This is a genomic window from Ewingella sp. C233, from assembly GCF_055407225.1.
This window is the reverse complement of the sequence record NZ_JBUZRI010000001.1, coordinates 2,234,043-2,260,359: the sequence shown is the minus strand read 5'-3', so window position 1 is coordinate 2,260,359 and position 26,317 is coordinate 2,234,043. Positions and strand designations below refer to the sequence as shown.

The 26,317-nt window shown below is 55.7% G+C and carries 26 protein-coding genes and 1 pseudogene; 11 read left to right on the top strand and 16 right to left on the bottom strand.

The features are described 5' to 3' along the window. Window positions 1-267: 267 nt before the first annotated feature. Window positions 268-522 (bottom strand): hypothetical protein, encoded by a 255-nt coding sequence (locus tag ACZRKO_RS10180; protein WP_463737071.1) that lies wholly within the window; start codon window positions 520-522, stop codon window positions 268-270. 178 nt (window positions 523-700) lie between these two features. Between ACZRKO_RS10180 and ACZRKO_RS10175 the strand changes: the two genes are divergently transcribed. Beyond that, window positions 701-1,360 (top strand): TetR/AcrR family transcriptional regulator, encoded by a 660-nt coding sequence (locus ACZRKO_RS10175; protein ID WP_463737070.1) that lies wholly within the window; start codon window positions 701-703, stop codon window positions 1,358-1,360. Window positions 1,361-1,475: 115 nt separating this feature from the next. On the opposite strand, the gene abgT is transcribed toward ACZRKO_RS10175, so the two are convergent. The 3 genes from abgT to ACZRKO_RS10160 form a co-directional block, all read right to left on the bottom strand. Beyond that, window positions 1,476-2,999 carry a p-aminobenzoyl-glutamate transporter gene (gene abgT, locus ACZRKO_RS10170; RefSeq protein ID WP_463737069.1) on the bottom strand — a complete coding sequence of 508 codons (1,524 nt, stop codon included), beginning with the start codon at window positions 2,997-2,999 and terminating at the stop codon, window positions 1,476-1,478. Window positions 3,000-3,104: 105 nt separating this feature from the next. Beyond that, window positions 3,105-4,565 carry a M20 family metallopeptidase gene (locus ACZRKO_RS10165; RefSeq protein ID WP_463737068.1) on the bottom strand — a complete coding sequence of 487 codons (1,461 nt, stop codon included), beginning with the start codon at window positions 4,563-4,565 and terminating at the stop codon, window positions 3,105-3,107. Beyond that, window positions 4,565-5,881, bottom strand: a complete 1,317-nt coding sequence (locus tag ACZRKO_RS10160; RefSeq protein ID WP_463737067.1) for an amidohydrolase — start codon at window positions 5,879-5,881, stop codon at window positions 4,565-4,567. The genes ACZRKO_RS10165 and ACZRKO_RS10160 overlap by 1 nt, the downstream gene beginning before the upstream one ends. Before the next feature lie 270 nt (window positions 5,882-6,151). Here ACZRKO_RS10160 and ACZRKO_RS10155 point away from each other — a divergent pair, with 270 nt between their 5' ends. Then, a complete protein-coding gene (locus ACZRKO_RS10155) occupies window positions 6,152-7,048 on the top strand; it encodes a LysR family transcriptional regulator (RefSeq protein ID WP_463737066.1) in 897 nt (298 codons plus the stop codon). A 141-nt stretch (window positions 7,049-7,189) separates the two neighbouring features. Next, window positions 7,190-8,296 (top strand): suppressor of fused domain protein, encoded by a 1,107-nt coding sequence (locus ACZRKO_RS10150; protein ID WP_463737065.1) that lies wholly within the window; start codon window positions 7,190-7,192, stop codon window positions 8,294-8,296. A 175-nt stretch (window positions 8,297-8,471) separates the two neighbouring features. On the opposite strand, the gene ACZRKO_RS10145 is transcribed toward ACZRKO_RS10150, so the two are convergent. Beyond that, on the bottom strand, window positions 8,472-9,944 hold the full coding sequence (locus ACZRKO_RS10145) for an MFS transporter (RefSeq protein WP_463737064.1): 1,473 nt from the start codon (window positions 9,942-9,944) through the stop codon (window positions 8,472-8,474). 347 nt (window positions 9,945-10,291) lie between these two features. On the opposite strand from ACZRKO_RS10145, the gene osmF reads away from it, so the two are divergent. From osmF to ACZRKO_RS10125, 4 genes are all read left to right on the top strand, one after another. Further along, entirely contained in the window at window positions 10,292-11,230 is a 939-nt protein-coding gene (gene osmF, locus ACZRKO_RS10140) for a glycine betaine ABC transporter substrate-binding protein OsmF (RefSeq protein ID WP_463737063.1), read from the top strand. A gap of 91 nt (window positions 11,231-11,321) precedes the next feature. After that, window positions 11,322-12,488, top strand: coding sequence for an ABC transporter permease (locus tag ACZRKO_RS10135; protein ID WP_463737062.1), 1,167 nt, complete (start codon window positions 11,322-11,324; stop codon window positions 12,486-12,488). Beyond that, on the top strand, window positions 12,485-13,429 hold the full coding sequence (locus ACZRKO_RS10130) for an ABC transporter ATP-binding protein (RefSeq protein ID WP_463737061.1): 945 nt from the start codon (window positions 12,485-12,487) through the stop codon (window positions 13,427-13,429). Before ACZRKO_RS10135 ends, ACZRKO_RS10130 begins: the two co-directional genes overlap by 4 nt. Next, on the top strand, window positions 13,426-14,178 hold the full coding sequence (locus ACZRKO_RS10125; protein WP_463737060.1) for an ABC transporter permease: 753 nt from the start codon (window positions 13,426-13,428) through the stop codon (window positions 14,176-14,178). The genes ACZRKO_RS10130 and ACZRKO_RS10125 overlap by 4 nt, the downstream gene beginning before the upstream one ends. Window positions 14,179-14,293: 115 nt before the next feature. Here the strand turns inward: ACZRKO_RS10125 and ACZRKO_RS10120 are convergent. Further along, window positions 14,294-14,395: pseudogene (locus ACZRKO_RS10120) on the bottom strand (hypothetical protein); the annotation flags it as partial. Window positions 14,396-14,620: 225 nt separating this feature from the next. On the opposite strand from ACZRKO_RS10120, the gene yedA reads away from it, so the two are divergent. Further along, window positions 14,621-15,544: a drug/metabolite exporter YedA gene (yedA, locus tag ACZRKO_RS10115; protein ID WP_463737059.1), complete on the top strand. Its 924-nt coding sequence runs from the start codon at window positions 14,621-14,623 to the stop codon at window positions 15,542-15,544. Window positions 15,545-16,183: 639 nt separating this feature from the next. On the opposite strand, the gene ACZRKO_RS10110 is transcribed toward yedA, so the two are convergent. The 9 genes from ACZRKO_RS10110 to ACZRKO_RS10070 are packed head-to-tail and all read right to left on the bottom strand — an operon-like array spanning window position 16,184 to window position 22,987. Next, a complete protein-coding gene (locus ACZRKO_RS10110) occupies window positions 16,184-16,732 on the bottom strand; it encodes a DUF3833 domain-containing protein (RefSeq protein ID WP_463737058.1) in 549 nt (182 codons plus the stop codon). A gap of 21 nt (window positions 16,733-16,753) precedes the next feature. Beyond that, entirely contained in the window at window positions 16,754-17,281 is a 528-nt protein-coding gene (locus tag ACZRKO_RS10105; RefSeq protein WP_463737057.1) for a chalcone isomerase family protein, read from the bottom strand. Next, window positions 17,278-17,781 carry a DUF2878 domain-containing protein gene (locus ACZRKO_RS10100; protein WP_463737056.1) on the bottom strand — a complete coding sequence of 168 codons (504 nt, stop codon included), beginning with the start codon at window positions 17,779-17,781 and terminating at the stop codon, window positions 17,278-17,280. The genes ACZRKO_RS10105 and ACZRKO_RS10100 overlap by 4 nt, the downstream gene beginning before the upstream one ends. Further along, entirely contained in the window at window positions 17,778-19,010 is a 1,233-nt protein-coding gene (locus ACZRKO_RS10095) for a class I SAM-dependent methyltransferase (protein ID WP_463737055.1), read from the bottom strand. Before ACZRKO_RS10095 ends, ACZRKO_RS10100 begins: the two co-directional genes overlap by 4 nt. 2 nt (window positions 19,011-19,012) lie before the next feature. Then, window positions 19,013-19,729, bottom strand: coding sequence for a DUF1365 domain-containing protein (locus ACZRKO_RS10090; protein ID WP_463737054.1), 717 nt, complete (start codon window positions 19,727-19,729; stop codon window positions 19,013-19,015). Beyond that, complete coding sequence (locus ACZRKO_RS10085; RefSeq protein WP_463737053.1) at window positions 19,726-21,039, bottom strand: NAD(P)/FAD-dependent oxidoreductase; 1,314 nt, start codon at window positions 21,037-21,039, stop codon at window positions 19,726-19,728. Before ACZRKO_RS10085 ends, ACZRKO_RS10090 begins: the two co-directional genes overlap by 4 nt. 7 nt (window positions 21,040-21,046) lie before the next feature. Continuing rightward, a complete protein-coding gene (locus ACZRKO_RS10080; protein WP_463737052.1) occupies window positions 21,047-21,763 on the bottom strand; it encodes an SDR family NAD(P)-dependent oxidoreductase in 717 nt (238 codons plus the stop codon). Continuing rightward, window positions 21,760-22,215: a nuclear transport factor 2 family protein gene (locus ACZRKO_RS10075; RefSeq protein WP_463737051.1), complete on the bottom strand. Its 456-nt coding sequence runs from the start codon at window positions 22,213-22,215 to the stop codon at window positions 21,760-21,762. The genes ACZRKO_RS10080 and ACZRKO_RS10075 overlap by 4 nt, the downstream gene beginning before the upstream one ends. Further along, the gene (locus tag ACZRKO_RS10070; protein ID WP_463737050.1) at window positions 22,205-22,987 is read right to left on the bottom strand and encodes a MerR family transcriptional regulator; all 783 of its coding nucleotides are present in this window, start codon (window positions 22,985-22,987) and stop codon (window positions 22,205-22,207) included. The genes ACZRKO_RS10075 and ACZRKO_RS10070 overlap by 11 nt, the downstream gene beginning before the upstream one ends. Window positions 22,988-23,449: 462 nt before the next feature. Here ACZRKO_RS10070 and ACZRKO_RS10065 point away from each other — a divergent pair, with 462 nt between their 5' ends. Genes ACZRKO_RS10065 through ACZRKO_RS10055 form a run of 3 tightly spaced genes read left to right on the top strand, consistent with a single transcriptional unit; the run spans window position 23,450 to window position 25,075 of the window. Beyond that, a complete protein-coding gene (locus tag ACZRKO_RS10065; protein WP_463737524.1) occupies window positions 23,450-23,992 on the top strand; it encodes a helix-turn-helix domain-containing protein in 543 nt (180 codons plus the stop codon). A 33-nt stretch (window positions 23,993-24,025) separates the two neighbouring features. Beyond that, on the top strand, window positions 24,026-24,562 hold the full coding sequence (locus ACZRKO_RS10060) for an N-acetyltransferase family protein (RefSeq protein ID WP_463737049.1): 537 nt from the start codon (window positions 24,026-24,028) through the stop codon (window positions 24,560-24,562). A gap of 3 nt (window positions 24,563-24,565) precedes the next feature. Beyond that, the gene (locus ACZRKO_RS10055; protein WP_463737048.1) at window positions 24,566-25,075 is read left to right on the top strand and encodes a GNAT family N-acetyltransferase; all 510 of its coding nucleotides are present in this window, start codon (window positions 24,566-24,568) and stop codon (window positions 25,073-25,075) included. Window positions 25,076-25,366: 291 nt separating this feature from the next. Here the strand turns inward: ACZRKO_RS10055 and ACZRKO_RS10050 are convergent, their stop codons facing one another. After that, the gene (locus ACZRKO_RS10050) at window positions 25,367-26,173 is read right to left on the bottom strand and encodes a 5'-nucleotidase, lipoprotein e(P4) family (RefSeq protein WP_463737047.1); all 807 of its coding nucleotides are present in this window, start codon (window positions 26,171-26,173) and stop codon (window positions 25,367-25,369) included. Between the last annotated feature and the right edge of the window lie 144 nt (window positions 26,174-26,317).

Genomic DNA, 26,317 nt, shown 5'->3' with positions numbered 1-26,317 from the left:
AGATCACGTTTATCGCTGCATATGTAATATTTTTGTTAAAAATGATCGCAATAAAAATTAATTAGTGATCGATAAACAAATAATAGTGCGATTTTATAACACTATCAAGAATTATTTAATGAGTGATAATTTAATGGTTGGCGTGGAGCACTGAGGGTGTTAAAACCGTAGGGGTTGTTTGCCTATAGATAGAGAGCGCAAAAAAGTAAGGCGACATCATGTCGCCTCGCTCTTTGTCCTGCGGGAGCAGGATTCAGATCAACTCCCTTAATAGTAAACAGGAGGATGATTGGCTGAACCGGCTGGGGCAGATGGCATGGTCGGAGAAGTTGGAATGCGTTGCTGTGAGGACTTGCCGTTTACATAACGGCCCGGATGACAAAAGTTGCTGTCTCCGGTCACATTGACCATGGCGACTTCCTGACTCTGGGTCGGCATCATGATAACCTGCTGTGCGGCAACATTGGCAACCGGGACAGCGGTTAATGCCATAACTGCAAGAAGGATTTTAAGATTACGCATGATGTGTTGTCCTGGGATACTTAGCTGATAACAGCGTCTGACTTGCGGCTGGGAGTGATTTACTTATCGCTCGATAATTAAATGATAATCTCTGCTGGACTTGTGCGCAACTATTTTTAATAATGATCGTTAAATTATTTAAACAACCAGAACCACTAGGGTGATGGAAGGAGGGTGTATGAGCACTGAACAGACGGCTTTGGTCCGGAAAAGTCGCGGTCGCCCAAAACAGTTCGATCGTGGAACTGCTCTGAGCAAGGCCCTGAATTTATTCTGGCGTCATGGCTACGAGGCCACTTCATTAGCGGATTTGGTCGAAGCCACCGGTGCGAAAGCCCCAACCTTATATGCCGAATTTGGTAACAAAGAAGGGTTATTCCGCGCAGCCGTTGAACATTATCTGGCAACCTTTTACGAAAAGAGTTTCTGTCTGCTGAGCAGAACAGATTTGTCCGTCGAGCAGGCTATCGAGCAGTATCTGCGTACCACTGCGGAGCTGTTTACCGACTGCGATACCCCAAGCGGCTGTTTCATGGTGAGCGCTTCTTCCGGGATGTCATCTTCATCGCAGGACATCGCGGAAATGCTGCGCGGCCGCCATCTTTCGCAGGAACGCACATTGCTGGAGTATTTCGAAATGAAGAAACTCAGTAATGAAGTCCCACAGACCACAGACAGCGCCCTGCTGGCCAAATATCTGGCCTGTACCATCCAGGGGATGTCCGTGCAGGCACGCGACGGCGCCAGTACTGAACAACTTCACCGCCTGATTGATCTGGTGATGGTTCTGTGGCCTGAACTGAACAAGGCCACCGCCGCGAAACCGCTCGCGCACTAGCATTCACAGACTTAGATTTTTGACGTCATTGACGATGTAAAACAACGCCCGATGCTGATTACCAGCACCGGGCGTTTTACTTTATGCCGGATAACTTTCCCTGATTTCTTGTGATTTAGCTATGCGGATAGATACCTGGCCCGATGGGCAGGCCCAGTAAATACCAGCCCACCAGCATCAGTAACCACACCACGAAGAACACAATCGGATACGGCAACACCAGCGAATAATAGGTGCCAAGCTTCGCATCTTTGTTATAGCGCTGGAGGAATCCGAGGAACAGCGGTACGAACGGTGACATCGGAGCCAGCGGGATGACAGCTGAATCCGCGATACGGAACACAATCTGTGCGAAGGCCGGGTGGAAGCCCAGCAGCATAAACATCGGTACAAATATCGGTGCGAGTATTGACCAGATGGCCGATCCGCTGGCGATAAACATGCATAAAAAAGCTGACAGGAAAATCAGCCCGAGGAACGCCGGAATACCGGTCATACCGAGGTTTTCCAGCACGTCGGTCAGCCCGATAGCCATAAACTTCCCCATATTGCTCCAGTTAAAAAACGCCACAAACTGGGACAGCGGGAACACCATCACGATAAAACCGGCCATGGCTTTCATCGGATCAACCAGCAGATCCGGGATATCGCTCTGCGTGCGGATCTGCTTTGTGACAATGCCGTAGGGAATGGAAATCACAAAAAAGAACAAAATGATCAGCGGCACTATGCCCTTAATAAAAGGGGAGGGGATGACTGTATCAAGATGCGGATCACGCAGCGGGGCACCGTGCGGGATGACTAAAAAGGCGATCAGACCGATGAACACCAGTGCCGCAATTCCGCTGGCGACCAGCCCGCGGTTTTGCAGCGGCGTCAGGCTTTGCAACTTCTCATTGCGCTCGCCCTGATACGGTGGCAGACGCGGTTCAACAAATTTGTCTGTCAGTAACGCACCCACAATCGTCAGCAAAACCACGGATGCTGCCATGAAATACCAGTTGTCGATCACGCTGACCTGCACCGCCGGGTCGATGACTTTCGCCGCCTCGGTGCTCAGGCCGGAGAGCAGCACGTCGGTGGTGACAATCAGCAGATTGGCGGTAAACCCGCAGCCGACGCCCGCAATGGCCGCCAGCAGACCCGCGACCGGATGTCTCCCGACGGCCAGAAACATCAGCGCCCCCAGCGGAGGCATAACGACCAGAGCGGCGTCGGAGGAGATGTGGCTGAAAAAGGCGATGAAAATCACCAAATAACTGGCATAGCGTGCGCTGACCCGCGATGCCATTTTCACCATCAAACTCTGCAACAGGCCGACGCGCTCGGCCAGACCGGCACCAATCACCAGCGCCAGAATTGAACCGAGCGGTGTGAAACCGCTGAAGTTTTTAATGACGTTGGGCAAAATCCACTGAAAACCTTCCACGCTCAGCAGGTTTTTAACGTGGATCACTTCCCCGTTGGCCGGATTTACCGCTGTGATATTCAGCCATGAAATCACGGCGCTCGACACCATCAGCACCCCGATCAGATAAACAAACAGCAGAAACGGATTGGGAACCTTATTACCGACGCGCTCTACCCATTGGAAAAAACCGCCCGGACTGCGCCCGGCATCCTGTGTTTCTACGCTCATAAATTACCCTCATTGGCGGGCTTTTTAGCCCTTTCATTTTTGCCGCCTCGCCGTGCCGGAACGGGGCGCGACGGGCGGCGTTTTTTGCTATCGGGTACTTCAGATTCAGGCGGTTTTCAACGGTGACGGTTTAACGCCCGCAGGTATCGGGCAGACGTAAGGACGCCGTGCCCGCAGTGCATCGCGCTCCTGCTGACAGGCCGCCAGTAAATCCGGATTGCCAAACAGTTCCAGCGCCGTGGCGGACATCACTTTAGACGCCAGACACATGCCTTTGTGGGCAATGGAGGTACGGCCCTGCGAGACAATCTGCCAGGTATGCAGCGGCGAGCCGATAGCGAAGCACGGGCTGAAGCACTGCGCCGTCGGCACCAGCCAGCTGACATCGCCGACGTCGGTTGAGCCGTAAAGCATATTTCCATTGGGTGAGTAGGGCGCAACGGCGTCAGTCAGCGGGCGGTCGCGCAGGGTTTCAGCGAACGCCACGGCATCGGGGCCGCCGGTGCGGGACATATTCAGCAGGTTACTGTCGATGTCCTGAGGTGTCAGTGTGGCGTGAATGGCGGCAGCAAACTGTTGTTCTTCGGCAGTATAAGTGGGTGTGCCAAAAGCCTGCACGTACTGGTACATGGCGTTTTCCAGCGTGCGGTTGGGTACGTAATTCGAACAAGCCTTATCAAAGCGCATGGTCATGGTGGTGCCGGTCATCAGCGCGGCACCTTTGGCGATATTCCCCACACGTTCGAAGATGGCCTGCGCCTGATCCATCTCGGGGGCGCGTACCAGATACAACACGTCTGCGTCGGCCTGCACCACGTTCGGTGAAATGCCCCCCGCGTTGGTGATGGCGTAATGCAGGCGCGCTTCCTGCACAATATGTTCACGCAGAAAGTTCGCGCCGGTGTTCATCAGCGTCACCGCATCCAGTGCGCTGCGGCCCAGATGCGGTGCTGCGGCAGCGTGCGAGGCCACGCCTTTAAAGCTAAATGAGGCCTGAATATTGGCCAGCGTCTGGTTGCTGAACATGCCGCTGAAGGTTTCCGGGTGCCAGGTCAGGGCGGCGTCCACATCATCAAACAGCCCTTCGCGCGCCATAAAGGTTTTACCCGACCCGCCTTCTTCGCCGGGGCAGCCGTAAAAACGCACGGTACCGGCGATTTGTTCATGCTCCATCCAGGCTTTCACCGCCAGCGCACCGCCGAGGGCAGCTGTACCCAGCAGATTGTGACCGCAACCGTGTCCGTTGCCGTTTTCAACCAGCGGCTGCGGGAAGTCGCACCCCGCCTGCTGGCTTAGCCCTGCGAGAGCGTCGAACTCACCGAGCAGGGCGATCACTGGTTTGCCGTTGCCGAAACTGGCAATAAAGGCCGTTGCCATGCCGCCGACGCCGCGCTCTACCGAAAAGCCGGACTGTTCAAGCTGGTCTGCCAGCAGGGCAGATGAGTGCGATTCCGCAAAGCGCGTTTCCGGATGGTCCCAGATTTCGTCGCTGATTTTCGCCAACGCAGGTTGCTGGTTATCGATAAAGTCGTTGATAAAATTGACGATAGAAGTAGATTGCGTCATCAGTTCTGCTCCCGGAAAGAGGCGATGTTCAGCGCCAGCGCCGCCAGGGTTTTTATGCCCTGCGACATGACCTTTTCGTCGAAGTCGAATTTCTCGTTGTGGTGCCCGGCGCTGAGATCGGTGCCGAAAATCACGTATGAAGCCTCGCCGCCGCGGGATTTCACCCGTTCCATCATATAGGTCGCGTCTTCGGAACCCGCTGCGCCCTCTTCGCGGTCAATGATCTGTTCAAATTCCCCGAGTTTTTCTGCCTGACGGTGTATGTATTGCACCCAGTCCGGCGTCGGCGTGCTGCTTTGTGCGGCACCCATCAGTTTGATGTCGAACTCCACCTGATGCATTTCTGCGGCGCCCGAAATCACTTTCAGCGCCTGCTGATAAACAAAATCATTCACGGCGTTGGTGGAGCCGCGCGTTTCGACTTTCATGGTAGCCGACGACGGGATAACGTTGCGCCCGGTGCCAGCCTGTAACACGCCGACGTTTATCCGTGAGCTGCCGCCGCTGTGGCGGGGAATAGCGTGTAAACCGAGTGTGGCCTGCGCCGCCGCCAGCAGGGCGTTGCGGCCTTCTTCCGGTTTGCCACCGGCATGAGACGCCACACCTTTAAAGCTGACGTCAATCTTGGTGGTAGCCATAAATGTATCAGCGCCGCAGACCAGATGATTGGCCGGGACGCCGGTGCCGATATGCACGGCGGTGAAGAAATCCACGTCATCTACTACACCCGCATCGACCATCGACTTCGCGCCGCGCGTGCCCTCTTCGGCAGGCTGGAAGATCAGTTTGATGGTGCCGCACAGCTGGTCACGCACCTGCATCAGCAGTTCAGCAAGGCCGAGGCCAATGGTGGTGTGACCGTCGTGGCCGCAGGCGTGCATCATGCCGTGGTTAGCAGAGGCAAAACCCTCACGGAACGGGCGGTGTTCCTCTTGCAGCGTTTCGTTCAAATCCAGCGCGTCCATGTCTACGCGAAAACCCATCACAGGACCGGGACGACCAGTCTCCAGCGTGGCGACAATGCCGGTAAACCCGCCGGAAAAATGCGGCATCCAGCGTGCGATGGCACCCTGTTCCAGCGCACGCTGCTCCTGTTCTGCCAGCACCTGCGGCGAGGGCAGCCCCATGCGGGAATCCGCCTTGATCACCTGCTGGCCCAGTTTGAGTTGATAACCCAATTGCTCCAGTTTTTCGGCGACCAGCGTGGAGGTACGAAACTCCAGCCAGCCTGATTCCGCGTACTTATGCAGGTCACGGCGGCGGGTTTGTAACTCAGGGAACAGTTTCTCTACGCGTTCAGAAATCTCATTGCTCATCTCGGACTCTCTTGTTAGCGGGAAAAGGTAAAACGGTGATACAGGTAACAACGGCGACGTTTGGCACTTCCACGGCGCGCGAAAGACAATGAATCTGTTTGGAAGGAATGCGCACCGGCAAGCGCCGGGCTGAAGAGGAAATGGCGATATCTGAGCATCGCGGCTGGACCTTTTGGGATCCTTATAATCATTTGAATGTACACAAAGCAATCAGGGCATATAAGATGCCAAAATCTTCTTGATGATAATCAGGGGTTATCAATCAGCCTTATGCCATCACAAATAAAAATGCATCAACTGCGGGCTTTTGTGGCCGTTGCACGTCAGGGGAGTATCCGCGCCGCCGGGCGGGTGCTGAATTTGTCGCAACCGGCATTAACAAAATCAATAAAAGAGCTGGAGGAGAGTCTGGGCGCGCGGCTGTTTGTGCGCAGGCGACAGGGGGTGACGCTGACCGACTGCGGCGACGCCTTTTTTAAGCGTGCAAGCCTGATTTTAGAAGAGTTACGCGTGGCGCAGGAGGATATCTCCCAGCGGCTGGGAGGTACCAGCGGGCGAGTGAATATCGGCGTCGGTGCCAGCATTGCGCGCACCATCATGCCGATAGTGATTGACCGTTTTCACCGCGAGTTCCCCAATGTCAAAGTACGCATTGCTGAAGGGCAACTGGTGTCGATGATCCCCGAACTGCGTCAGGGTGAACTGGATTTCACCGTCAACACTTACTATCAGGGGCCGTTTGATAACGAACTGTTATATGAAAAACTGATGGATAAAGAGTACCGGGTGATGGCGCGCCGTGGACATCCGCTCGCCCATGCCCGTTCAATGCAGGAGCTGCGGGACTGCGACTGGACCATGCCCACGCCGCGCGGCAGTTATTACAAGCTGCTCAGTGAGGTGTTTAATGAAATGGAGGTTGAGCCTGACATCAGCGTGATATGCGAGACCTTTATGTCCTGCACCAGCCTGATTGCCAATACGGATTTTCTCAGCGTGCTGTCGGTTGACATGATTAATGATCCGGTGATCGGCCAGAGTCTGGTGGCGCTGGATCTGGATTTGCCGCTGCCCAAGGCTACCTTTTATCTGATCCAGCGGCGCGACACCACGCTGACGCCGATGGCTGCGCATCTGGCCCAGCTGTTTCGGCTTTACTGCCGTTAGGATATATTGACGAAAAAAGCAGCTTATCGGCGGGTTTTTGGGATTTTTGGACGTTATCTCAACGTGATAACCGTTCTACACTGACTGGAAAGCGACCCAGACGCTTCATATTCCAATTGAGGCCCAACCCGCAGAGGTTTTATGCGCCAGTCAGACATTCTCGTTGAAGTCAGTAACGACAAACAGACCCTGACCGCGCTGGTCGAGCAGGACGACCGCGTGGCTTATTTTTATATTTACGCACGCGAAGATTTCCGTGACCGTTTCCCGCGTATGCGGGCCTGCTGGATCCGCAACCTGTCTCCGGCGCCTTTACAAGACGATCAGCACGCCATGGAAAACGGTCAGGCGCCGATGCTGGCGGCGCAATACTGCCGCAGCCTTGAGGCCGAGGCACCGCTCAATCCCGCGCAAATCCAGATTTTGTGGAATGAAAGCGATGACGGTGCCGCACTCTGGTATCAGGGATTGCTGCTGGCGGTGATCCCCGGCTGGAGCCTGTATATCGACCACGCGGTCTGTTATTCCGCCGGTTGCATCAAACAGAACCCGCTGACGTTTCCGCTGGGTTCCGCGTCCACCAATACCCAATACGAACTTGCCGACAAAACCCGTCAGTTCTGGCGCGACTGGCAGCAGGAAGAGCAAAATCCCTGGCCGAAAATCCAGCGGAAATTTCTCGACCGTTATGAAGAGCGCTTTGGTCCATCAGTGAAATATTACGGTATTGATCAAGGCAACTGGCCGCCGATGGCGATTTCCCAGCACGAAGATGATGAGAATTATTACTTCTTCACGCTGGGTATGAGCATCCGGCCTATGCCGCAAATTGACATCATTTTTAACGATGAAGCCCGGGAGCACCGCCGTATTGAGCTGGCCTTCGCCGTCGGTAAAGAGTACGTGAATGAAGAGAACGCGGTGCAGATGGCCAGCGCGCTTTCAGGGTATGCGCAGCTGCCATGGACCACGCTGAACTGGCTGGGGGAAGGGCATACGCTGATTTCACCCATGGCGCCTCTCGGCTACGAAGGGCACGTGGTCTCCTCCGCGCTCTGTTCACCATCGAGCAAAGTCTCGTTGCCGGACAACTACGGTGATCCGGTAAACCTGTTCTGGATAAGCCCGATTTTCACCACAGAACGGGAACTTGCCCTTTCGCAGCCTAACGGAGGATTCAATCTGGTGGCCGCGATGATCGAGCAGGGAGCGCGCCATGTGTTTGCGCCGCGTTCACCGGTAATTTAGGCTGCCGCCTAAACCTGCTTTTAAATCTTCAACTTCAAGGTCAAAACCTTGGGTTGCCACCCAAACTGGCCCAGAAGGGCCGCGCCTATGGCCTTTCTGGGCCAGTTTGGGCAGCAGGCTCACGGTGTTGATTTTGAATTAGCCCCCACCGGCGAGGTGATAAAACCAATCAGGTTTATCCCTGAAAGTCCTCTGAGTCCACATCATACCCTGACGGTTCCCACCGGATCGCTGTCAGCACGATTAACCCCGCCAGCGGTGCGAGCGCGATCACCCAAAATACACCGGTGCCTAAAGCGGCAGCCAGCACCGGGAAGAGGAACAGGGATACGGTGGAACTGCTGCGCATCAGGGTTTGGTTGAAGCCGACGCCCATGCCGCGTAGCGACGTAGGGTAGCTCAGCGATGCGAAGGTCATGGTATGTGAACCCGGCCCGAAGCCCTGACCGAACAGGAATAACGCCAGCATCGCGATGGAGATCGCTGCTTCGCCACCGTCCGCCGGGCGGCCGACAAGCGCGAGGCCAACCATCGCGACGAGCTGACAGGCGTAACCGGCGTAAGTCATTTTCCATGCGCCAAAGTGAGACACGTAACGCACCGCAAGCAGCCCGCCGACAAAAGCGAAACAGAGATTCAGCCCGAGTGAGAACAGAATGGTGCTGATCATCGATTGTTGCAGGAAACTCGACAGGATCACCGGCAGGCCAAAGGCCACGGCGTTATAAGCGAAAGAGGAGGCCACGGCGGTGACGGTCGCCAGCACGGTGCGGCGCAGATAAACCCCCTGCAACAGTGTTCCATAGTTGCGCCATGCGGCTTTGCGTACTTTGACGGCTGGCGTCAGGTCGGCGTCGTCAGCCACCACTGCATTGATGTTGTAAGACTTACGCAAAATCGCGGCGGCGCTTTGCAGGTCACCCTGATTCGCTGCCCATACCGGGGATTCATTCATGTATCGGTGACGGATAAGAATAATCAGAATGGCCGGAACCGCGCCGAAACCAAGGATCAAACGCCACAGCCAGTCGGTGTGGGTGGCCGGTAACACCGCGTACAGCAACAGAACGAGCAGATAGGAAATACTGATAGCCGCATACCAGGTCGGGCACCACATTGCGACGCGTGAGGCTTTATTACCGCGACCGGAAAGTTTGGAAAACTCCGCCAGAAACGCCATCGCCACCGGCAAATCAATCCCAACGCCTAAACCCATCACAAAACGTGAACCGCCGAGCACCCATTCGTTGGGCGCAAAAGCACAGGCCAGAGCGGCGAAAACGAAGAAGAACATGTCGGCCATAAATACGCGATAACGGCCAATTTTATCTGTCAGATAGCCACCGAACAGCGCGCCAATGATTGCGCCGAAGGTGATGGCGGAAGCCACCATACCCGTGCCTGAGGGTGTCAGGCCGAATTCACGGGTGATGTCTTTCATGCCGAATGCCAGTGCGCCGAGGTCGTAAGCGTCGAGGAAAACGCCGCCGAGAGCGATTGCAATCACGATGCGCGCATCGCTGAGTTTGGCCGCGCCGCGGTTAACTAACTGGGTGATATCTGAAGCGGAACGGATGAGGACCGGCGCTTCACTGACTGAACTTGTATTCCCTGACGCGGCGTGAGCGGCCGCAAATGACTCTGACATAATGTTATTTACGCTTTTTGACAAAAAACCAGCATAGAAGGCGCGTGACCCTCGTCACAACTGAATTTTATTCATGATGTAAATGAATTAGTTATAACTTAAAAGAATTTCATCTGAGCAGCGCCCGAGTCTGTGTGGCTTTGCCCTGTTACTTTAGCAATCGGATAGCAAAGCTATTCACAAATAAGCTATTTACCCTGAATGTGGGTGCTGCTGTTATGGCCCGCCGTTTTGTCCCGGTCGGCAAAATTGGTCTATCCTTGATTACACGCGTTTTTTAGACGAAATGATGATGTTGGTGGCATTTAAAGCCTTAACGTAAAAGTAACCCGATAAGAGGAAATAACATGGCTTATATGACAGGGCGTATGCGTGGGATCGCGGCAGCAGTGGCGCTGACGGTGGTTTCTGCGATGAGTTTCTCTGCCCAAGCGGCGGACAATGTGCGTGTCGGATCAAAAATTGATACCGAAGGATCGCTGCTGGGTAACCTGATCATTCAGGTGCTGGAGGCCAACGGCATCAAGACCACCAACAAACTGCAACTGGGGAATACCAAGGTGCTGCGCGGGGCGATCACCGCCGGTGAAATTGATATCTATCCGGAATATACCGGCAACGGGGCGTTTTTCTTCTCTGATGAAAAAGATCCGGTCTGGAAAGAGGCTAAAGCCGGTTATGAGAAAGTGAAAAAGCTCGACTACGACCAGAACAAAATCGTCTGGCTGGACGCGTCACCTGCCAATAACACCTGGACCATTGCGGTGCGTCAAGATGTGGCAACGGCCAACCATCTGCAAACCCTCGACGATCTCGGTAAGTGGATCAATGGCGGCGGTGATTTCAAACTGGCAGCTTCGGCAGAATTTATCGAACGCCCGGATGCCTTACCGGCGTTTGAAAATGCCTACGGCTTTAAGCTGAAACAGAATCAGCTGTTGTCGCTGGCGGGCGGTGATACGGCGGTGACCATCAAAGCCGCGGCGGAAAAAACCTCCGGTGTGAACGCGGCGATGGCCTACGGCACTGACGGCCCGGTAGCGGCACTGGGTCTGCAAACGCTGTCGGATCCGAAAGGTGTGCAACCGATTTACGCGCCTGCGCCGATCATTCGTGAATCCGTGCTGAAAGCGCACCCGAATATTCCTGCACTGCTGAAACCGGTGTTTGATTCACTCGATGGCCCGACGCTACAAAAACTCAACGCGAAAATTGCCGTAGGTGGCATGGATGCGAAGAAAGTGGCGGCGAAATATTTGCAGGAAAAAGGCTTCGTGAAAAAATAAGCGCTGCCATGATGGCAGAATAATGACTCAGGCCCGCAATGCTGGTGATGACCGGTAGCGCGGGCCGATTTTTTAGCTTCAGGTGATTTTTTTGACCCAGGACTTCGTTAAAAACCGCGTGTTACTGACGCTGGTGATCCTCCTTATTGCTACCGGTTCTGGCCTGGCATTTCTCAGCCATGCGCCCAACCGGCTGGTGTCAGGGCAGGGCATTTCGCTCTTCAGTCTACTCAACTGGCCGGGTGCGCTGTTGCTGCTGCCGGTCGTCTTGCTGCTGCTGTTTTCATTTCTCCCCCCTTCGCGCCGCAATACGTTGCTGGTCGCGCTGCTGGCAGAAGTGCTGCTATTTGGAATGACGGCGCTGGCCGGGCATACGGCCGTGACACTCACCGGCGGTGACGAAGAGAGTCTGGCGCGGACTTCGTTTGGCGGCGGCTTCTGGGCCTGCGCAGCACTCTCCCTGCTGATTGCCTCCGACGCCATCTCCCGTTTTACGCTCAATCATACCTGGCGCATTTTGCTGAATTTACAGGTGATCGTGCCTATCGTTTTGCTGATCGGCAGCGGCCAGCTCAGCGAACTGTCGTTGCTTAAAGAGTATGACAACCGTTCGGACGTATTTAACGATGCTCTGTGGCAGCATTTGGGCATTTTGTTCGGCACGCTGGTACCGGCGGTGCTGCTGGGTCTGCCGCTTGGCCTGATCTGTCACCGTTCGGTGCGCTGGCAGACACCCATTCTTTCTGTGCTCAATATCATTCAGACCGTACCGTCGATTGCCCTGTTTGGCCTGTTGCTGGCACCGCTGGCGGGGCTGGCGAAAGCCCTGCCTTGGCTGGCAGATCACGGTATCAGCGGTATCGGGCTGGCGCCGGCCATTATTGCGCTGGTGCTTTACTCTCTGCTGCCGCTGGTGCGCAGTGTGATCGCCGGGCTGGATTCTGTCTCCTCCGGCGTAATTGAGTCGGCGCGTGGCATGGGCATGAACCGGATGCAGGTATTTTATAAAGTGCAGATGCCGATTGCCCTGCCGGTGATCTTGACCGGTGTGCGCATCGTGGCGGTGCAAACCGTCGGCATGGCGGTGGTTGCGGCGCTGATTGGCGCGGGCGGTCTCGGCGCGATTATGTTCCAGGGGCTGCTCAGCAGCGCGCTGGATCTGGTGCTGCTTGGGGTGATCCCGGTGGTGCTGATGGCGGTGATTGTCGATGGCATCTTTAAATTTTTAGTCTCAATGTTGGAAACCTCACGCAGATGATTCATTTCAAGCAGGTAAGCAAACACTTTGCCGGAAAAGCGGTCGTCCGCGACCTGACGCTGGAGATGGCCAAAGGCGAGTTTACGGTGCTGATTGGCACCTCCGGTTCGGGGAAATCCACCACCCTGAAGATGATTAACCGGCTGGTAGAGCACGACCAGGGGCAAATTACCTTTGCCGGTGAACCGATAGAAAAATTCCGTGCGCAGGATCTGCGCCGTCGCATGGGCTATGCCATTCAGTCCATCGGCCTGTTCCCGCACTGGACGGTGGAAGAGAACATCGCCACCGTGCCGCAGTTGCTCAAATGGCCGAAGGCGAAAATCCGCGACCGCGTAACGGAGTTGATGGAGTTGCTGCATCTGGACCCCCTGCAGTTTCGCAAACGCTATCCGCATCAACTTTCAGGCGGGCAACAGCAGCGGGTCGGAGTGGCACGTGCACTGGCCTCTGACCCAGAAGTGCTGCTGATGGATGAGCCTTTTGGTGCCCTCGATCCCGTCACCCGCGCCACGCTGCAACAGGAAGTGGCGCGTATTCACCAGCTGACCAACCGCACCATTGTGCTGGTGACGCATGATATTGATGAGGCGCTGAGCCTGGCGGACCGCATCGTGTTATTGAACGAAGGACAGGTGGTTCAGCAGGGGACGCCGCTGGAAATGCTGACCAAACCCGCGACGCCGTTTGTGCGAGATTTCTTTGGCCGCAGCGATATGGGTATCAAACTGCTGTCACTCGGGCTGGTGGGGGAACGTACAAGGCGCGGTGAAACGTTCGCCGGATCGCATGAGCCGATAGCCGCGTCGATGACATTACGTGAAGCGTTGTCGGTATTTGTCGCGCGTCATACAGAGCAGCTTCCGGTAGTCGATGAAAGCGGACAACTGCTTGGCGTGCTGCATTTCGCCGATCTGGTGGTTGAAAGGAGTGACGTATGACGCTGCGCTGGCTCAAAGATCCGCTGCCCTGGGTGACGCTGCTTCTGCTCGCGCTGGTGTTTGGCATGACGTCTCTTGGCGGCTTTTTTCACTGGCTGTTTCCGGGGCTGGACCGTCCGGTGTATCAGCAGGAAAGTTTTGCGTCACTGGTGCTGGCTCACTTGATTCTGGTGGGTGTCTCCAGCCTGATTGCGGTGATCGTTGGCGTGGCGGCAGGCGTTGGTGTGACGCGCCGCGCGGGGAAAGAGTTCCGTTCGCTGGTGGAAACCATTGTGGCGATGGGGCAGACGTTTCCGCCGGTCGCGGTACTGGCGGTGGCGGTTCCGGTGATGGGGTTTAGCGAAAAACCGGCCATTATCGCGCTGGTGCTTTACGGCTTACTGCCGATATTACAAGGCACCATTGCGGGGATCGAATCCGTGCCTGCTTCCGCGCGGGAAATCGCACAGGGTGTGGGCATGAGCCGCTGGCAAATCCTCACCAAAGTCGAAATGCCGCTGGCGGCACCGGTGATCGTCGCAGGTATCCGCACCTCGGTCATCATCAATATTGGTACCGCCGCGATTGCCTCGACCGTGGGCACCCAGAGCCTTGGCTCACCGATTATCATCGGCCTGAGCGGGTTTAACACGGCGTATGTGTTGCAGGGCGCGGTGATTGTGGCGCTGCTGGCGATCATCGTGGATATGGCGTTTGAACGCTGGAGCCGTTATTTACAAGGCTGGCAGATATCACCGTCGCAGGAGTAGCCGGGTTTACGCGGGGGGAAAGGGCGGAAAAGAAAACGCGCCGTCAGGACGCGTTCTGAGTTGCCGGAGCCGGGGTGACGGCAGGCGCTGTGCTGGTATCTGGCGCTTTATCTTCCTGAATCACCACTGCATAACCCGCGACCATCACGCCGCCGATGGCACCGATCGCCATCAGGCCGAACAGGGCGATAAGACATTTTTTGCCGAACGTATTCATCATAGAGCCTCTTCAATAATTGCGCGGAATTATAAGTCGTTTGACCCTCCCTGCAACAGTCTATTCATGCGAAGTCCCCTGTCTGTTTATGTTTGCACTGCAAATCGACATATTAAGAAACTTTTTAGCAACATTTTGATGCAATAGCACAGATTCACTTGCCGGGCTGATAAGCAATAGCGTTAACTGTTGGCCTTCGAATTTATGCTTAAAAGTGCCTCGACCATGACCCGTTCCGCCGCCCGTTCTTTGCTGCCGTTAATCGGCGCGCTTTTTGCGCTCTATTTCATCTGGGGTTCTACCTATTTTGTTATCCGCGTTGGCGTGGAAAGCTGGCCACCGCTGATGATGGCGGGGCTGCGATTCTTTTTGGCAGGCTGCGTGATGTTTGCATTCCTGCTGCTGCGCGGTCACAAAGTGCCGTCACGCAAACAGTGGCTGGCTGCCGGTGCCATTGGTATTTTGTTGCTGGCGGTGGGCAACGGGCTGGTGACCGTGGCTGAGCATATGCAGGTGCCGTCGGGCATTGCTGCGGTGATGGTGGCGACGGTGCCGTTGTTTACTCTGTGCTTCAGCCGTTTCTGGGGAATGCCGAACAGCCGTCTGGAGTGGACCGGCGTCGGTATCGGCCTGTTCGGGATTGTGCTGCTCAACACCGGCAGTAATCTGGGAGGGAATCCGTGGGGGGCGCTGCTGATCCTGCTAGCCTCCCTGAGCTGGGCATTTGGTTCAGTGTGGAGTTCACGCCTGACGCTGCCGGTAGGGCTGATGGCTGGTGCCGCCGAGATGATTGTCGCGGGTGCTGTACTGCTGGTCGCCAGCCGTCTTAGCGGTGAACACCTGACGGCGATGCCGCCATTAAGCGGTTTTCTGGCACTCGGCTACCTGATGGTGTTTGGTTCGATGATTGCCATCAGCGCTTATATGTTCCTGCTGAAAACTGTCCGCCCGGCCCTTGCCACCAGTTATGCCTACGTCAACCCAATGGTGGCCGTGCTGCTGGGTATCAGTTTCGGTGGCGAATGGTTGTCGCCGGTTGAATGGACTGCGCTGGCGGTGATTTTATGCGCTGTCCTGCTGGTGACCTTAGGGAAGTTTGTTTTTGGAAGAAAACCGGCTTCTTTACAGGAGGTGAATACCGACAGGTAGGGGGGGGCGGCGGCCCACTGGCTCTTTTAAATTCAACTTCAACTTCAACTTCAAGTTCAAGGTCGTGGGCTCGCCGCCCACACTGGCCCAAAGGAGGTTTAAACGAACCTCCTTTGGAATCCTGCGTTTTTAAACTGCGCGCTATCGCTGAATCGGGATGGCCGTGTTTCAGGTACCGTTGTTATAGCCGCAAAATGTCGCCGCTTAGGCGGTCCCTTCGCAGCGGGATTCGAGCCTCAGGTCTCGAACCACTTGCTCAGCGCCATTTTTGAATGCGGCGCACACTTTTTTAAATTCAAAATCAGACTGTGCTTCTTTTTTTGTTTTTTGCCTTTTCTTTTGACTTACATAGCCGCTCAGGCGCAGTCAAAAATGGCACCGGATGAGAGGTTCGAGACCTGAGGCTCGAATCCCGAAATACGGGGACGGCGAAGCCGTGACATTTTGCGCCGGGAACGGAAGTGGCTGAAACATGTGCCCTGCCAGCAGCGAAGCTGTCGGTGTCTCATGAAAAAGCCCGGGAGTCCAGAGGGCGGCGGCGACTGGCCGCCTTCTGGGCGGGTGTGGGCAGCAGGCCCACGACTTTTACGTTGAATTTGAATTTAAAGATTTAAAAGCGCATGTGGGCCGCTCAGCCCACTATTTCTTCTCAAAGAACAGCGTCACTCTCGCCACTTCCACACCGAATTTCTTCAGAGAAGTCACGTTAAACAGGTGTTTGTCATCCTGCTGGAAGATCCAGTCGTCAAAGGTCAGGCGATGGGTGCTGCCGCTGGCGGTGACGTCCATTTCGTATTTCCAGTTAAACGCGTTGCCAGCCTGATGGCCGGTGGCGGCGCCGATGATATCGCCAGCGGTACCGGTGAAACTGCCATCCGCCAGTTTGGATATGTGCCATACGCGGGTCTGTTTTTCGCCGTCGTCATAAATAAAATCTTCATGCAATGTCAGCGTCTGGCCCGCGACGTCACCGCGAATTTTCACGGAAAAACGCCGGGTCTGCTTATGGGTATAATCCTGCACCATGCCGTAGGCGACGCTGTCGCCCTGAAAATAACTGAAGATATCCAGCTTTGGCTGCGCCTGCTGATAGTCGTTAATATCGGCGCTGCAACCGGCGAGGAACAGCACGCAGGCTGCCAGCAGGCCGAGAAAACCTTTGTGCAGGAAAGGGCGTGAAACAGTCATAAAACCTCCGGTTGATGAGCGTTAATCTGACGTTGCGGTACCCGTCAGCTTACTGCGTAAATCAGGATATTGTGTGGCAGGCGATAACCAGATCGCCAGAAACGCGTCGCGAAATGCCGGGCTGAACGGTTTGCCAATCGGGTTTACCATCACGCTGTCAGGCGCGCGGCTGTAGAACTGGCCGCCGTGTTCGTCGGCCACAAAAACGATCTCGCTGCCTTCTCTCACGTCCGGCCAGGTGTTTTCTACCGCATTCAGCCAGCCATTTTTCTGCGCGGCGTCGGTGAACCCCAGTGCCTGCCACTGATCGGCGGTGGCTTTGGCAAGCTCCTGACGATCAATGCTGCGCAGGTAATTAATCGCCAGCGCCAGCGGCCATTTCTGCGCCTGATATTGGCCGTCGGGCGTCAGTAATGCGGAGTGATAAACTTTGAACGGCCCCCAGGTGAGCGTGGCGCGTCCGACCTGTTGCCAGTGATCCCATGGCATTGAGGCGTACGCCGCGCATGAAAACATCAGCGCCAGCGCAGCAAACAGAATGCGTTTCATCGGGTTCTCCGCAGCGTATTCCGGTTGAGTAATACCGGCAGGCTAACAAGTGGCAGGAAAATGGCCCAGCCCGCCGCCAGCAACGGCCAGACGGTAGACGGTGAGGCGAGCAGGTGCATCGCGCCGAGCTGCATTCCAAGGTAATAGGCCAGTGGTCCGCTGACGGCGCCGAGAGGGATTAACCAGTAGCCATTCAGCCGTACATTGTCCAGCAGCCATAGCCACCACGCGCTGAATCCGAGCCACAGCGCCATCATCCACGGTGGCACACCCGACGCGTTAGCGAATTCAAACAGGCCGAGAAAACACCACAGGGAATCCATGATGATGCCCAGCAGGCAGGCCACCACCACCCCAAGACGCCGCTTTGACGGCGTCAGTACCAGCATCAAAAAACTGCTGACCATTAACAGCAGGATCACCCGCTCGCGCCCCCAGATGGCCAGCGTCCACCAGACATCAAAGCCCAGCGTCAGCGACCAGAAGCGCAGGGTTTTCATCCGCGCCGCTCGGCGGTCAGTTGCACGGTACTGATGGTGCGTGCCCGGAATCCGGCCTCGCAATAGCACAGATAAAACAACCACAGCCGTTTGAAACGGTCGTCGCTGTCAGGAGCCACCTGCTGACTCCAGTAACTGACCACGCGTTCACGCCATTCGTGCAGCGTGCGCGCGTAGTCAGAGCCGATATCAAACAGGTCGCGTACCACCAGACCGGTGTGACGGGTCATGGCGTCGCTCATGGCGGTGATTGACGGCAGGAAGCCGCCGGGGAAGACGTAGCGCTGAATAAAATCCACATTGCGGCTGTAATATTTGTAGCGCTGATCAGCGATAGTAATGGCCTGAATGGCCATACGACCGTGTGGTTTCAGGAGCGCATTGCAGCGTTTGAAGAAGGTCGGCAAATAGCGTTTGCCGACCGCTTCGATCATCTCGATTGACACCAGTTTGTCATACTGACCGCGCAGGGCGCGGTAGTCTTCGAACAGCACCGTGACCCGGTCGGTGAGCCCGGCTTGCTCAATTCTGTTGACCGCAAAATTATATTGTTCGCGCGAGATCGTGGTGGTCGTGACCTGACAACCATATTCGCGCGCGGCAAATTCCGCCATCGCACCCCACCCGGTACCGATTTCCAGCAGATGATCGCCGGCGCGCAGTTGCAGTTGTTCGCACAGGCGGCGCATTTTGGCCTGCTGCGCCTGCTCCAGCGTCATTTGTGGTTCCTGATACCAGGCCGAGGAGTAGAGCATCTGGCTGTCGAGAAACCCCTGATAAAACGCATTGCCGAGATCGTAATGGGCCGAGATATTTTTACGTGCCTGCTTACGGCTGTTGCTGCGCAGAAGATGGATAAGGCCGTTAAGCGGGGCACTCAGCCAGCTCAGGCGGGCTTCGATTTTATCAACCAGCCCAAGGTTTTCTGCCAGCAGTTGCAGCACCGCGGTGAGATTCGGCGTCGTCCAGTCGCCGTCGATAAAGCTCTCACCGGCCGCTATGCTGCCGCCCAGTAAGACGCGGCGATAGGCACGCAGCCGCTGTACCTCAATCACGCCCTGTAACGGCGCGGTCTCATCACCAAAAAACAGCGGTTCGGATCCCTGCTCGGAAATCGTCAGGCCGGCGCCGCGCAGCTGTTTCAGCACGCTCAGGATCACACTGCGGGCGGCTTTACTTCGGCGGGAATCTGCACCATCACGGGCAAGCTGTACGTCTGGATTGCTCATTGTCAGTCCTTATCAGCAGGAGGATGAGAATAAATAGGCGCACGTTTGAGCCACAGCTTGACCGCCTGCCAGTAAATGGTGACTGCGGTTTTGCCGGTCATCAGCGGCAGCCGCCAGAGCTGTTTACGCAGGGTCTGGCGGGTCAGAGGTTGGGCGATGAGCGTCAGCGTGGCATCAAATTCCCGCGTTTTGCGGTGGTTCTCAATATGAACGCGCAGTTGTTTACCCGGCGGAGTTAATTGCCAGTGGTAAACCATGTCCATCGGGTTAAAGGGTGAAACGTGAAATGCTTTGGCGACAGGGAGGCTGCCGTCCGGTAATACGGCGTAAGTATGGCGCTCGTTCCAGGGGGTATTGCGTACCTCGGTCAGCATCCAGCGCAGCACGCCCTCGCTGTCATAAAGATAGTAAAAATTCACCGGATTAAAATAGAGCCCGAAATAGCGCAACTGGCACAGCAACATCACCCGGCCGGTCAGTCGGTCACCGGTCAGTTCGGCGATCCGATCCTGCGCTTTGCTCTTTATGTCACCGCCGCCGAGATAGTCACTGCGCCTGAAAGTGGCACTGGAGAATGTCTCAAGCGTGATCCCCACCTGATGCAGCTGGTCCAGCTCGTCGAGATCGATAAGCGGCATGAAGATAGCGTAGTCGAAATGGTGCTCAACCGGCGTGAACCGGCGGTGGCGCACGCCGCCGACGTACAGGGTGCTGTTCACGACGCCACCTGCTCAGCTGTAGGCTGACGCTGATGAGCGGCGTTTTTCAGCAACTCTTCCACCACGTCGCGGGCGCTGTTGACGCCGTCTTCATGAAAACCGTTATACCAGTAAGCGCCGCAAAACCAGCTGCGTTGATGGCCGTTGATCCAGCCGCGTTGCAGCTGGGCGCAGTGGCTGGAGAGATTCAATACCGGATGCATATAGTGCGTGCGGAACAGAATCTTGCTCTCATCCACCGGTGTGGTCGGGTTCAGTGATACGCAAAACGTGTGCGGTGAATCCAGCCCCTGCAAAATGTTCATATTGTAGGTCACGCAGGCCTGACGCTGACGGAGTGCTGGGCCCTCTACCGGCAGCAGGTAGTTCCAACTGGCCCAGGCGCGCTTCTGGCGTGGCAGATGGCGCGTATCGGTATGCAGGATCACTTCATTGGACTGATAGGGCAGCGCGCCGAGAATATCTTTTTCGTCCTCGGTTGCGTCCCTGCCAAGCAGCGCCAGCGCCTGATCGGAGTGGCAGGCGAAAATTACCTGATCAAAATCTTCTGCACCGCGCGGCGTTTGCAGCGTTACGCCCTCTTCATGGCGCACCACGCTGTGAACCGGCGTCGACGTCAGTAATTCAACGCGGGCTGGCAGTTGTTGCTGCATCCGGCGGATATATTCGCGTGAGCCACCGGGCACCACCATCCACTGCGGGCGGTTGGCGACGTCAAGCAGGCCGTGGTTCTCGAAGAAACGCAGGAACAGCGTCAGCGGGAAATTCGCCATGTCATCGAGCGAAGAGGACCAGATGGCAGCGCCCATCGGCAGCACATAGTGCAGGGCAAAGAACGCCGAAAACTCATTCTGGTCCAGCAACTCGCCGAGGGTGACTTCATCATTGTTCGGGCTGTGCAGGCGCTGTTTGCACAGGGTGTTAAAGCGCAAAATTTCGCGCAGAAAGCGCCAGAACCTTGGCCGGAAAAAATTGCGGCGCTGGGCGAACAGCGTATTCAGCGTGTGGCCGTTGTACTCAAGGCCGGTCAGCGGATTGCGCACCGAAAAACTCATCTCCGTCGGCTGGCCCTGCAAACCCAGCTCGTTAAGCAGGGCGATAAAGTGCGGGTAAGTGCGCGAGTTATAGACGATAAATCCGGTGTCGATGGCGTAGTCACGTCCATCGAGCGAGATATCCACGGTGGCGGTATGACCGCCCAGCGTTTCACCCGCTTCAAAGACGGTAATAGCGCAGTCAGGTGACTGCCGGGACAACATCCAGGCGCAGCTCAGACCGGAAATTCCGCTGCCGATAATGGCGATTTTCATCAGTCGGTCACCTCACCAGCCGTTGGGTCAGACGTTTTTGCCATGCGACGGGCAGCAGGGCGACGGTTTTCAAAAGCCAGGCAAACAGCGGCGGGAAGGCAATTTCACTCGCCCCGCGCGCCAGTCCTTTACGGATATATTGAGAGGCCTGTTCCACGCTGACCATCATTGGCATCGGGAAATCGTTGCGCTCGGTCAGCGGGGTTTTGACAAAGCCGGGCAGCACCAGTGAAACGTGGATGCCGCGCGGCGCAAGATCCAGCGAGAGGGAGCGGGCAAAGTAGGCCAGCGCTGCCTTCGATGCGCCGTAGGCTTCGGCACGTGGCAAAGGCACCAGTGATGCCGTTGAGCCAACCAAGGCAATCCGCGCACCGGTTTTCAGACCCGGCAGCAGGGCGTCAAGGCAGTTGACCGGCCCCAGCACATTGGTATGCAGCACCCGGCTGACTTTTTCGGCATCCACGACGCCGTTATCAAGATATTCGCAGGTGCCTGCGCACAGAATAACCAGATCAGCTTGCACCCAGGCCAGAGCCTGACGGGTCAGGGCCAGATCGGTCATGTCGAAACTCAGGGTATCGATGGCCGGATGGGCCAGATTCAGCGCCTCGAGTTTGGCGGTGTCACGTCCGCAGGCGGTAACTTTCCAGCCTTCAGCGGCATAATCCAGCGCCAGCTGCTTGCCGATGCCGGAACTGGCGCCGGTGATCAGGACATGGCTCATGATCTTAACCTCGTTTTCAGCGCCCTGACGGCGGTTCCGAGCAGGGGAACGTGCTCGTATAGCATCGCGCCCATGTCGTAATAATCGCGCTGATAAATAATCAGATCGTCGGCCAGACGCAGATGGCTGATGCCGTCGAGTGAGAGATCCTGCCCCTTATTGAGCTTCGGATGAGCGTAGTCCATCCGCCATAACAGCGTCGCTTCATGGCCATTTATTTGCGCCTGTTGGATATCAAAACGGCAGTAGTTGACCGTTTTAAGCAACTGACGGAAATACTCTTCCAACGCGTCCACGCCGTGGTGTTGTCCTACCGGATCGATAAACATAATGTCCGGATGATAAATGCGCGAAAGCTGCGGCAACTGGCTGTTATCAAGATGACGATAAAAATCTTCCAGCCGTTCGAGGATCGCCTGCGGCGTGTCGGTATCTGTCAGGTTATACGTCATGGTCGTCTCCTGCGCCGGGTTCCGGGTCAGTCAGCAGCGCCGCGCTGCCAAGAAGCTGGACCGGCAGCCCCTGCGCGTGCCACTGCGCCAGCTTGTTTTTCTGCACCCTGGTCGGGCGGCCTTCAGACCACAACAAAATCTGATGCGCCCGGATGTTGTCGAGTTGAGGCTCGTCGAGTGGCTGTGGCAACAGGTCAATGTGCACCCCTTCTTCGCTGCGGATCATCGCTTCAAGCCAGAGTTCCGTGCTGTCCATCGCACCCCAGCCCATCAGTACGACCCGCACGCCGGGCTTTTTACGCGCTGCATTCAGGCACATCACCGCATGTTCAATCAGGATGCCGTCAAGCAGATTGCGCAGTAGCATAAGCGACGGGCCGCCGGAGCTGAGGCGGGTGCGTAGCGGGCGCAGAACGTTATTAACCAGCGCAATGGCGGGGTAATCCCGGCCCAGTTCGCTGAGCAACTGGCGAACTTTCTGCATGTTGCTGTTTTGCAGGGCGTCCAGCAGACGATGTTCTGATTGTGACCAGCCGCTCGGCAGTGGCTCGATTTTTCCTTCGAGCAGCGCTTTCACTTGCCCAACCGGCACGCCGCGGTTGATCCACGATAAAATAGTGCGGATGGTGTCGAGATCGTTGTCGTCAAATAGCCGGTGTCCGCCTTCGCTACGCTGAGGTTTCAGCAGGCCGTAGCGGCGTTGCCACGCGCGCAGGGTGACAGGGTTGATACCACAAATGCGGGCGACTTCGCCGATGCTGTACTGAGACATAAGTCCTTCCAAATATTCATACCGTTAATATTTACTCTAGCTGGTATGGGGAAAGTTGTACAAGTTTATTGTTATTGTACAACTTCAGCTTCAAGGTTGTGGGCATCGGCCTACACCGACCAGAGACCCTCAGTCGCGGGGGCCTCTGGACTCCACGCTCTTTTTACTGCGGGCTTCGCTGAATCAGGATGGCCATGTTTCAGCCACTTCCGTGCCTACCGCAAAATGCCGCCGCTTAGGCGGTTCCTTCGCTGCGGGTTCGAGCCATGGGCCTCGAACCTCTTGCTCTGCGTCATTTTTGAATGCGGTTTTTTGGCTATGTAGGTCAAAGGCATTAGAGGCATAACGACAATATTTCTTTTGGACAAGGCATTGTAATTATCTCATATATGGAATAAATTCTCGTTATTGGGAATTTAATAAAAGGTAGGAACCGTGGGAGATGAGCATCTGAACGACGATATGCGGCTGGCGGAAAGGCTGGCGTATTTGCGGGTAAACCAGGGATGGTCGCTGGAAGTGTTATCGGCGCAGACCAGTATCAGCCGGGCAACGCTGTCGCGTATTGAGCGCGGGGAGACCAGCCCCACGGCGTCGTTGCTCGGTAAACTCAGCGCGGCCTATGGGTTGACCACCTCGCGTCTGCTGATGGCGCTGGAGGATAACCCGCCTGAGCTTATCCGCCACGGGCAGCAGTCGGTGTGGCGTGATACGGATACCGGTTTCGAAAGACGTTCTGTTTCCCCACCGGCTCACGGTTTTCGCGCTGAACTGATGGCCGGAAAACTGAAAGCGGGTGCGACGATCTCTTATGATTCACCACCGGTAGTGGGGCTTGAGCAGCATATCTGGCTGCTTGAAGGCGTACTGGAGCTGACACTGGATCAGCGCCATTTCCGGCTGGAAAAAGGCGACAGCCTGCGCTTTCATCTGTTTGGCACGTCATCCTTTCACGTTCCCGGTCCGGATGACGCGCATTACGCGATTGTTATTTCCCGGTCTTAAAATCCTCCACCCGTGCCCCCTGGAGCAAATAGCATGTCGAATCAAAATGAAGTGACTGTGACCGAAGTGTTTGACGGCGCACTCAGCGCCGATGACCTGAATCAGCTGGCTGATACGCTAGAACAGGCGGTGGTGCAGGGGGCGAGTATCGGTTTTGTTCCGCCTTTCGGGCACGCTCAGGCGCTGGTGTTTTGGCAGAAACTCATTCCGGCATTTATCTCAGGGGATCGCCGCCTGCTGGTGGCACGACTGAACGGCAAGATTGTCGGTACGGTGCAGCTGGCCGTCAGCCAGCCCGCCAACGGTATCCACCGTGCCGATGTGAATAAGTTGATGGTTCACCCCGACGCCCGCCGTCTGGGCATCGCCCGTTCGCTGATGGACGCAATCGAGCAGGTTGCGCGCAGTGCAGGTAAAAAATTGCTCGTACTGGACACCATTTCAGATGGCGCAGCACAAGGGCTATACACTTCGCTGGGGTATGAGATTTCGGGGCGAATTCCTGACTATGCCATGTCTACGGCGGGGGAGCTGGAACCAACTACTGTCATGTTTAAAATTCTGGAGTAGCGCATGACAAATAAATTCAACATCGAACAGGCTGATATCAGCAGCCATGATGCCGTCAGATTATTAGGTTTGCTCTCCGACCGGTTGCAGCAGATCACCGGTGATAGCGGTGTTTCATCATTTTCACCGCAGGCAATGACTGAGGTGGGGGCCTGTTTTGTGATAGCCCGCGATAAACAAGGTAATGCCTTGGGATGCGGCGCGGCGCGCAGGCTCAAAAGCGGTATAGCAGAGCTGAAACGGATGTATGCCCAACCGGGGTATCCAGGGTTAGGAACGTCAATCCTGTCCTCTCTTGAGTCTCATGCCCGTCAGTTGGGATATCAGCAAATCTGGCTGGAAACGCGACGTATCAATAAACGGGCCGTCAGCTTTTATCTCGCCCGTGGTTATCATGAGATTGATAACTACGGCCAGTACAAAGGCAGGGCAGAAGCGGTGTGTTTTGCAAAAACGTTAGCTTTAAAAGATAACGAAAACAGAGATAAAGACAAAACTCAGACCCGAATTTGACCTAAATGCTCAGGCCGCATTCAAAAATAGCGCTGAATGAGAGGTGAGAAACGGCGAGCGGTTTTTATGCGAGCGGGTCCGAACCCGAAATGAAGGGACCGCAACGCGGCGCTATGTTGCGGCTGTCACTGTGGTACCTGAAACATGGCCATCCTGATTCAGCGACAGCGCGCAGTTAAAGAGCCGGGGATTCGGAAGGGGCGCGGCGATAGGCGCCCCTTCAGGCCAGTTTGGGTGGCAACCCAAGGTCTTAACCTTGACCTTAAAAACGTTACTCAGCTTTTTAAAGCCTTACTTCCCACTCCACGCCCGCAAGTTAGCCTCACGAACTTTGAGTTTTTGCTCTGGCGTCAGCTTGTTGTAAGACGCGGCCAGACCACTTTCCCAGTCACCGTACAGCGGGTTAGGCAATACGATGTACTGCGTGCCGAACTGGTTGTGGTTCTGGTTTACAAAGGCGCGGCGCTCGGCGTTGTCTTTGTGGTAAGTCGCTGAACCGAAGTCGTTCAGGTTGTCTCCGGCGTAGATAACAATGTTATAGCCAGCCGCTTTAATGGCGTCGAAACGTGCCTGTTTGTTGGACGTATCGCTGCTCAGCAGCAGGGTTTTCTCGTTAACACCGGTGAAACCAAGACGGTTCAGGTTTTCCATGGTAGCAGCGTATTCGCTGGTTTTACGGTTCGACACATAGAACATCGTGCCGCCGTGGGAATTCACGTAATTGGCAAAGTTAACCGCACCCGGAACCGCCAGTGCCTGTTTAGCCGCGGTCCATTCTGACCAGGTTTTGCTGTCAAACGGTTTGTTGGCTTTCACCTGCCAGGCGCTGTAGGCGCTGTTGTCAATCATCGTTTCGTCGAGATCAACCACGACGGCTTTTGGTTTGCCGTCGAGAGGCTTGGCATTATTAAATGCCATCGTCGCGGTATTGAATGCCTGATAGGTCAGCGCCTGATATTCACCAGACTGCTGGAACCAGTTCAGCGCCATCACAGATTCATCGTTAAGCTTTTGTTGGGCATCCGTTTTTTGTTGCGCGCAGCCGGTCAGGGCCAGCATGACTAACGCACTGGTGGCGCAAAGGGTCATCTTTTTCATTCACTATCACCTTTATTATTTATAAGAAAAATCCCTAAAACATTAGCAGATTCATGAGATTAGTGAAGGGTGAAAAACCGATCATGCGACGCAGATAATGAAAAAAGCCGGGGGATGAGCCCGGCGAATAGTGACGCAAGTAAC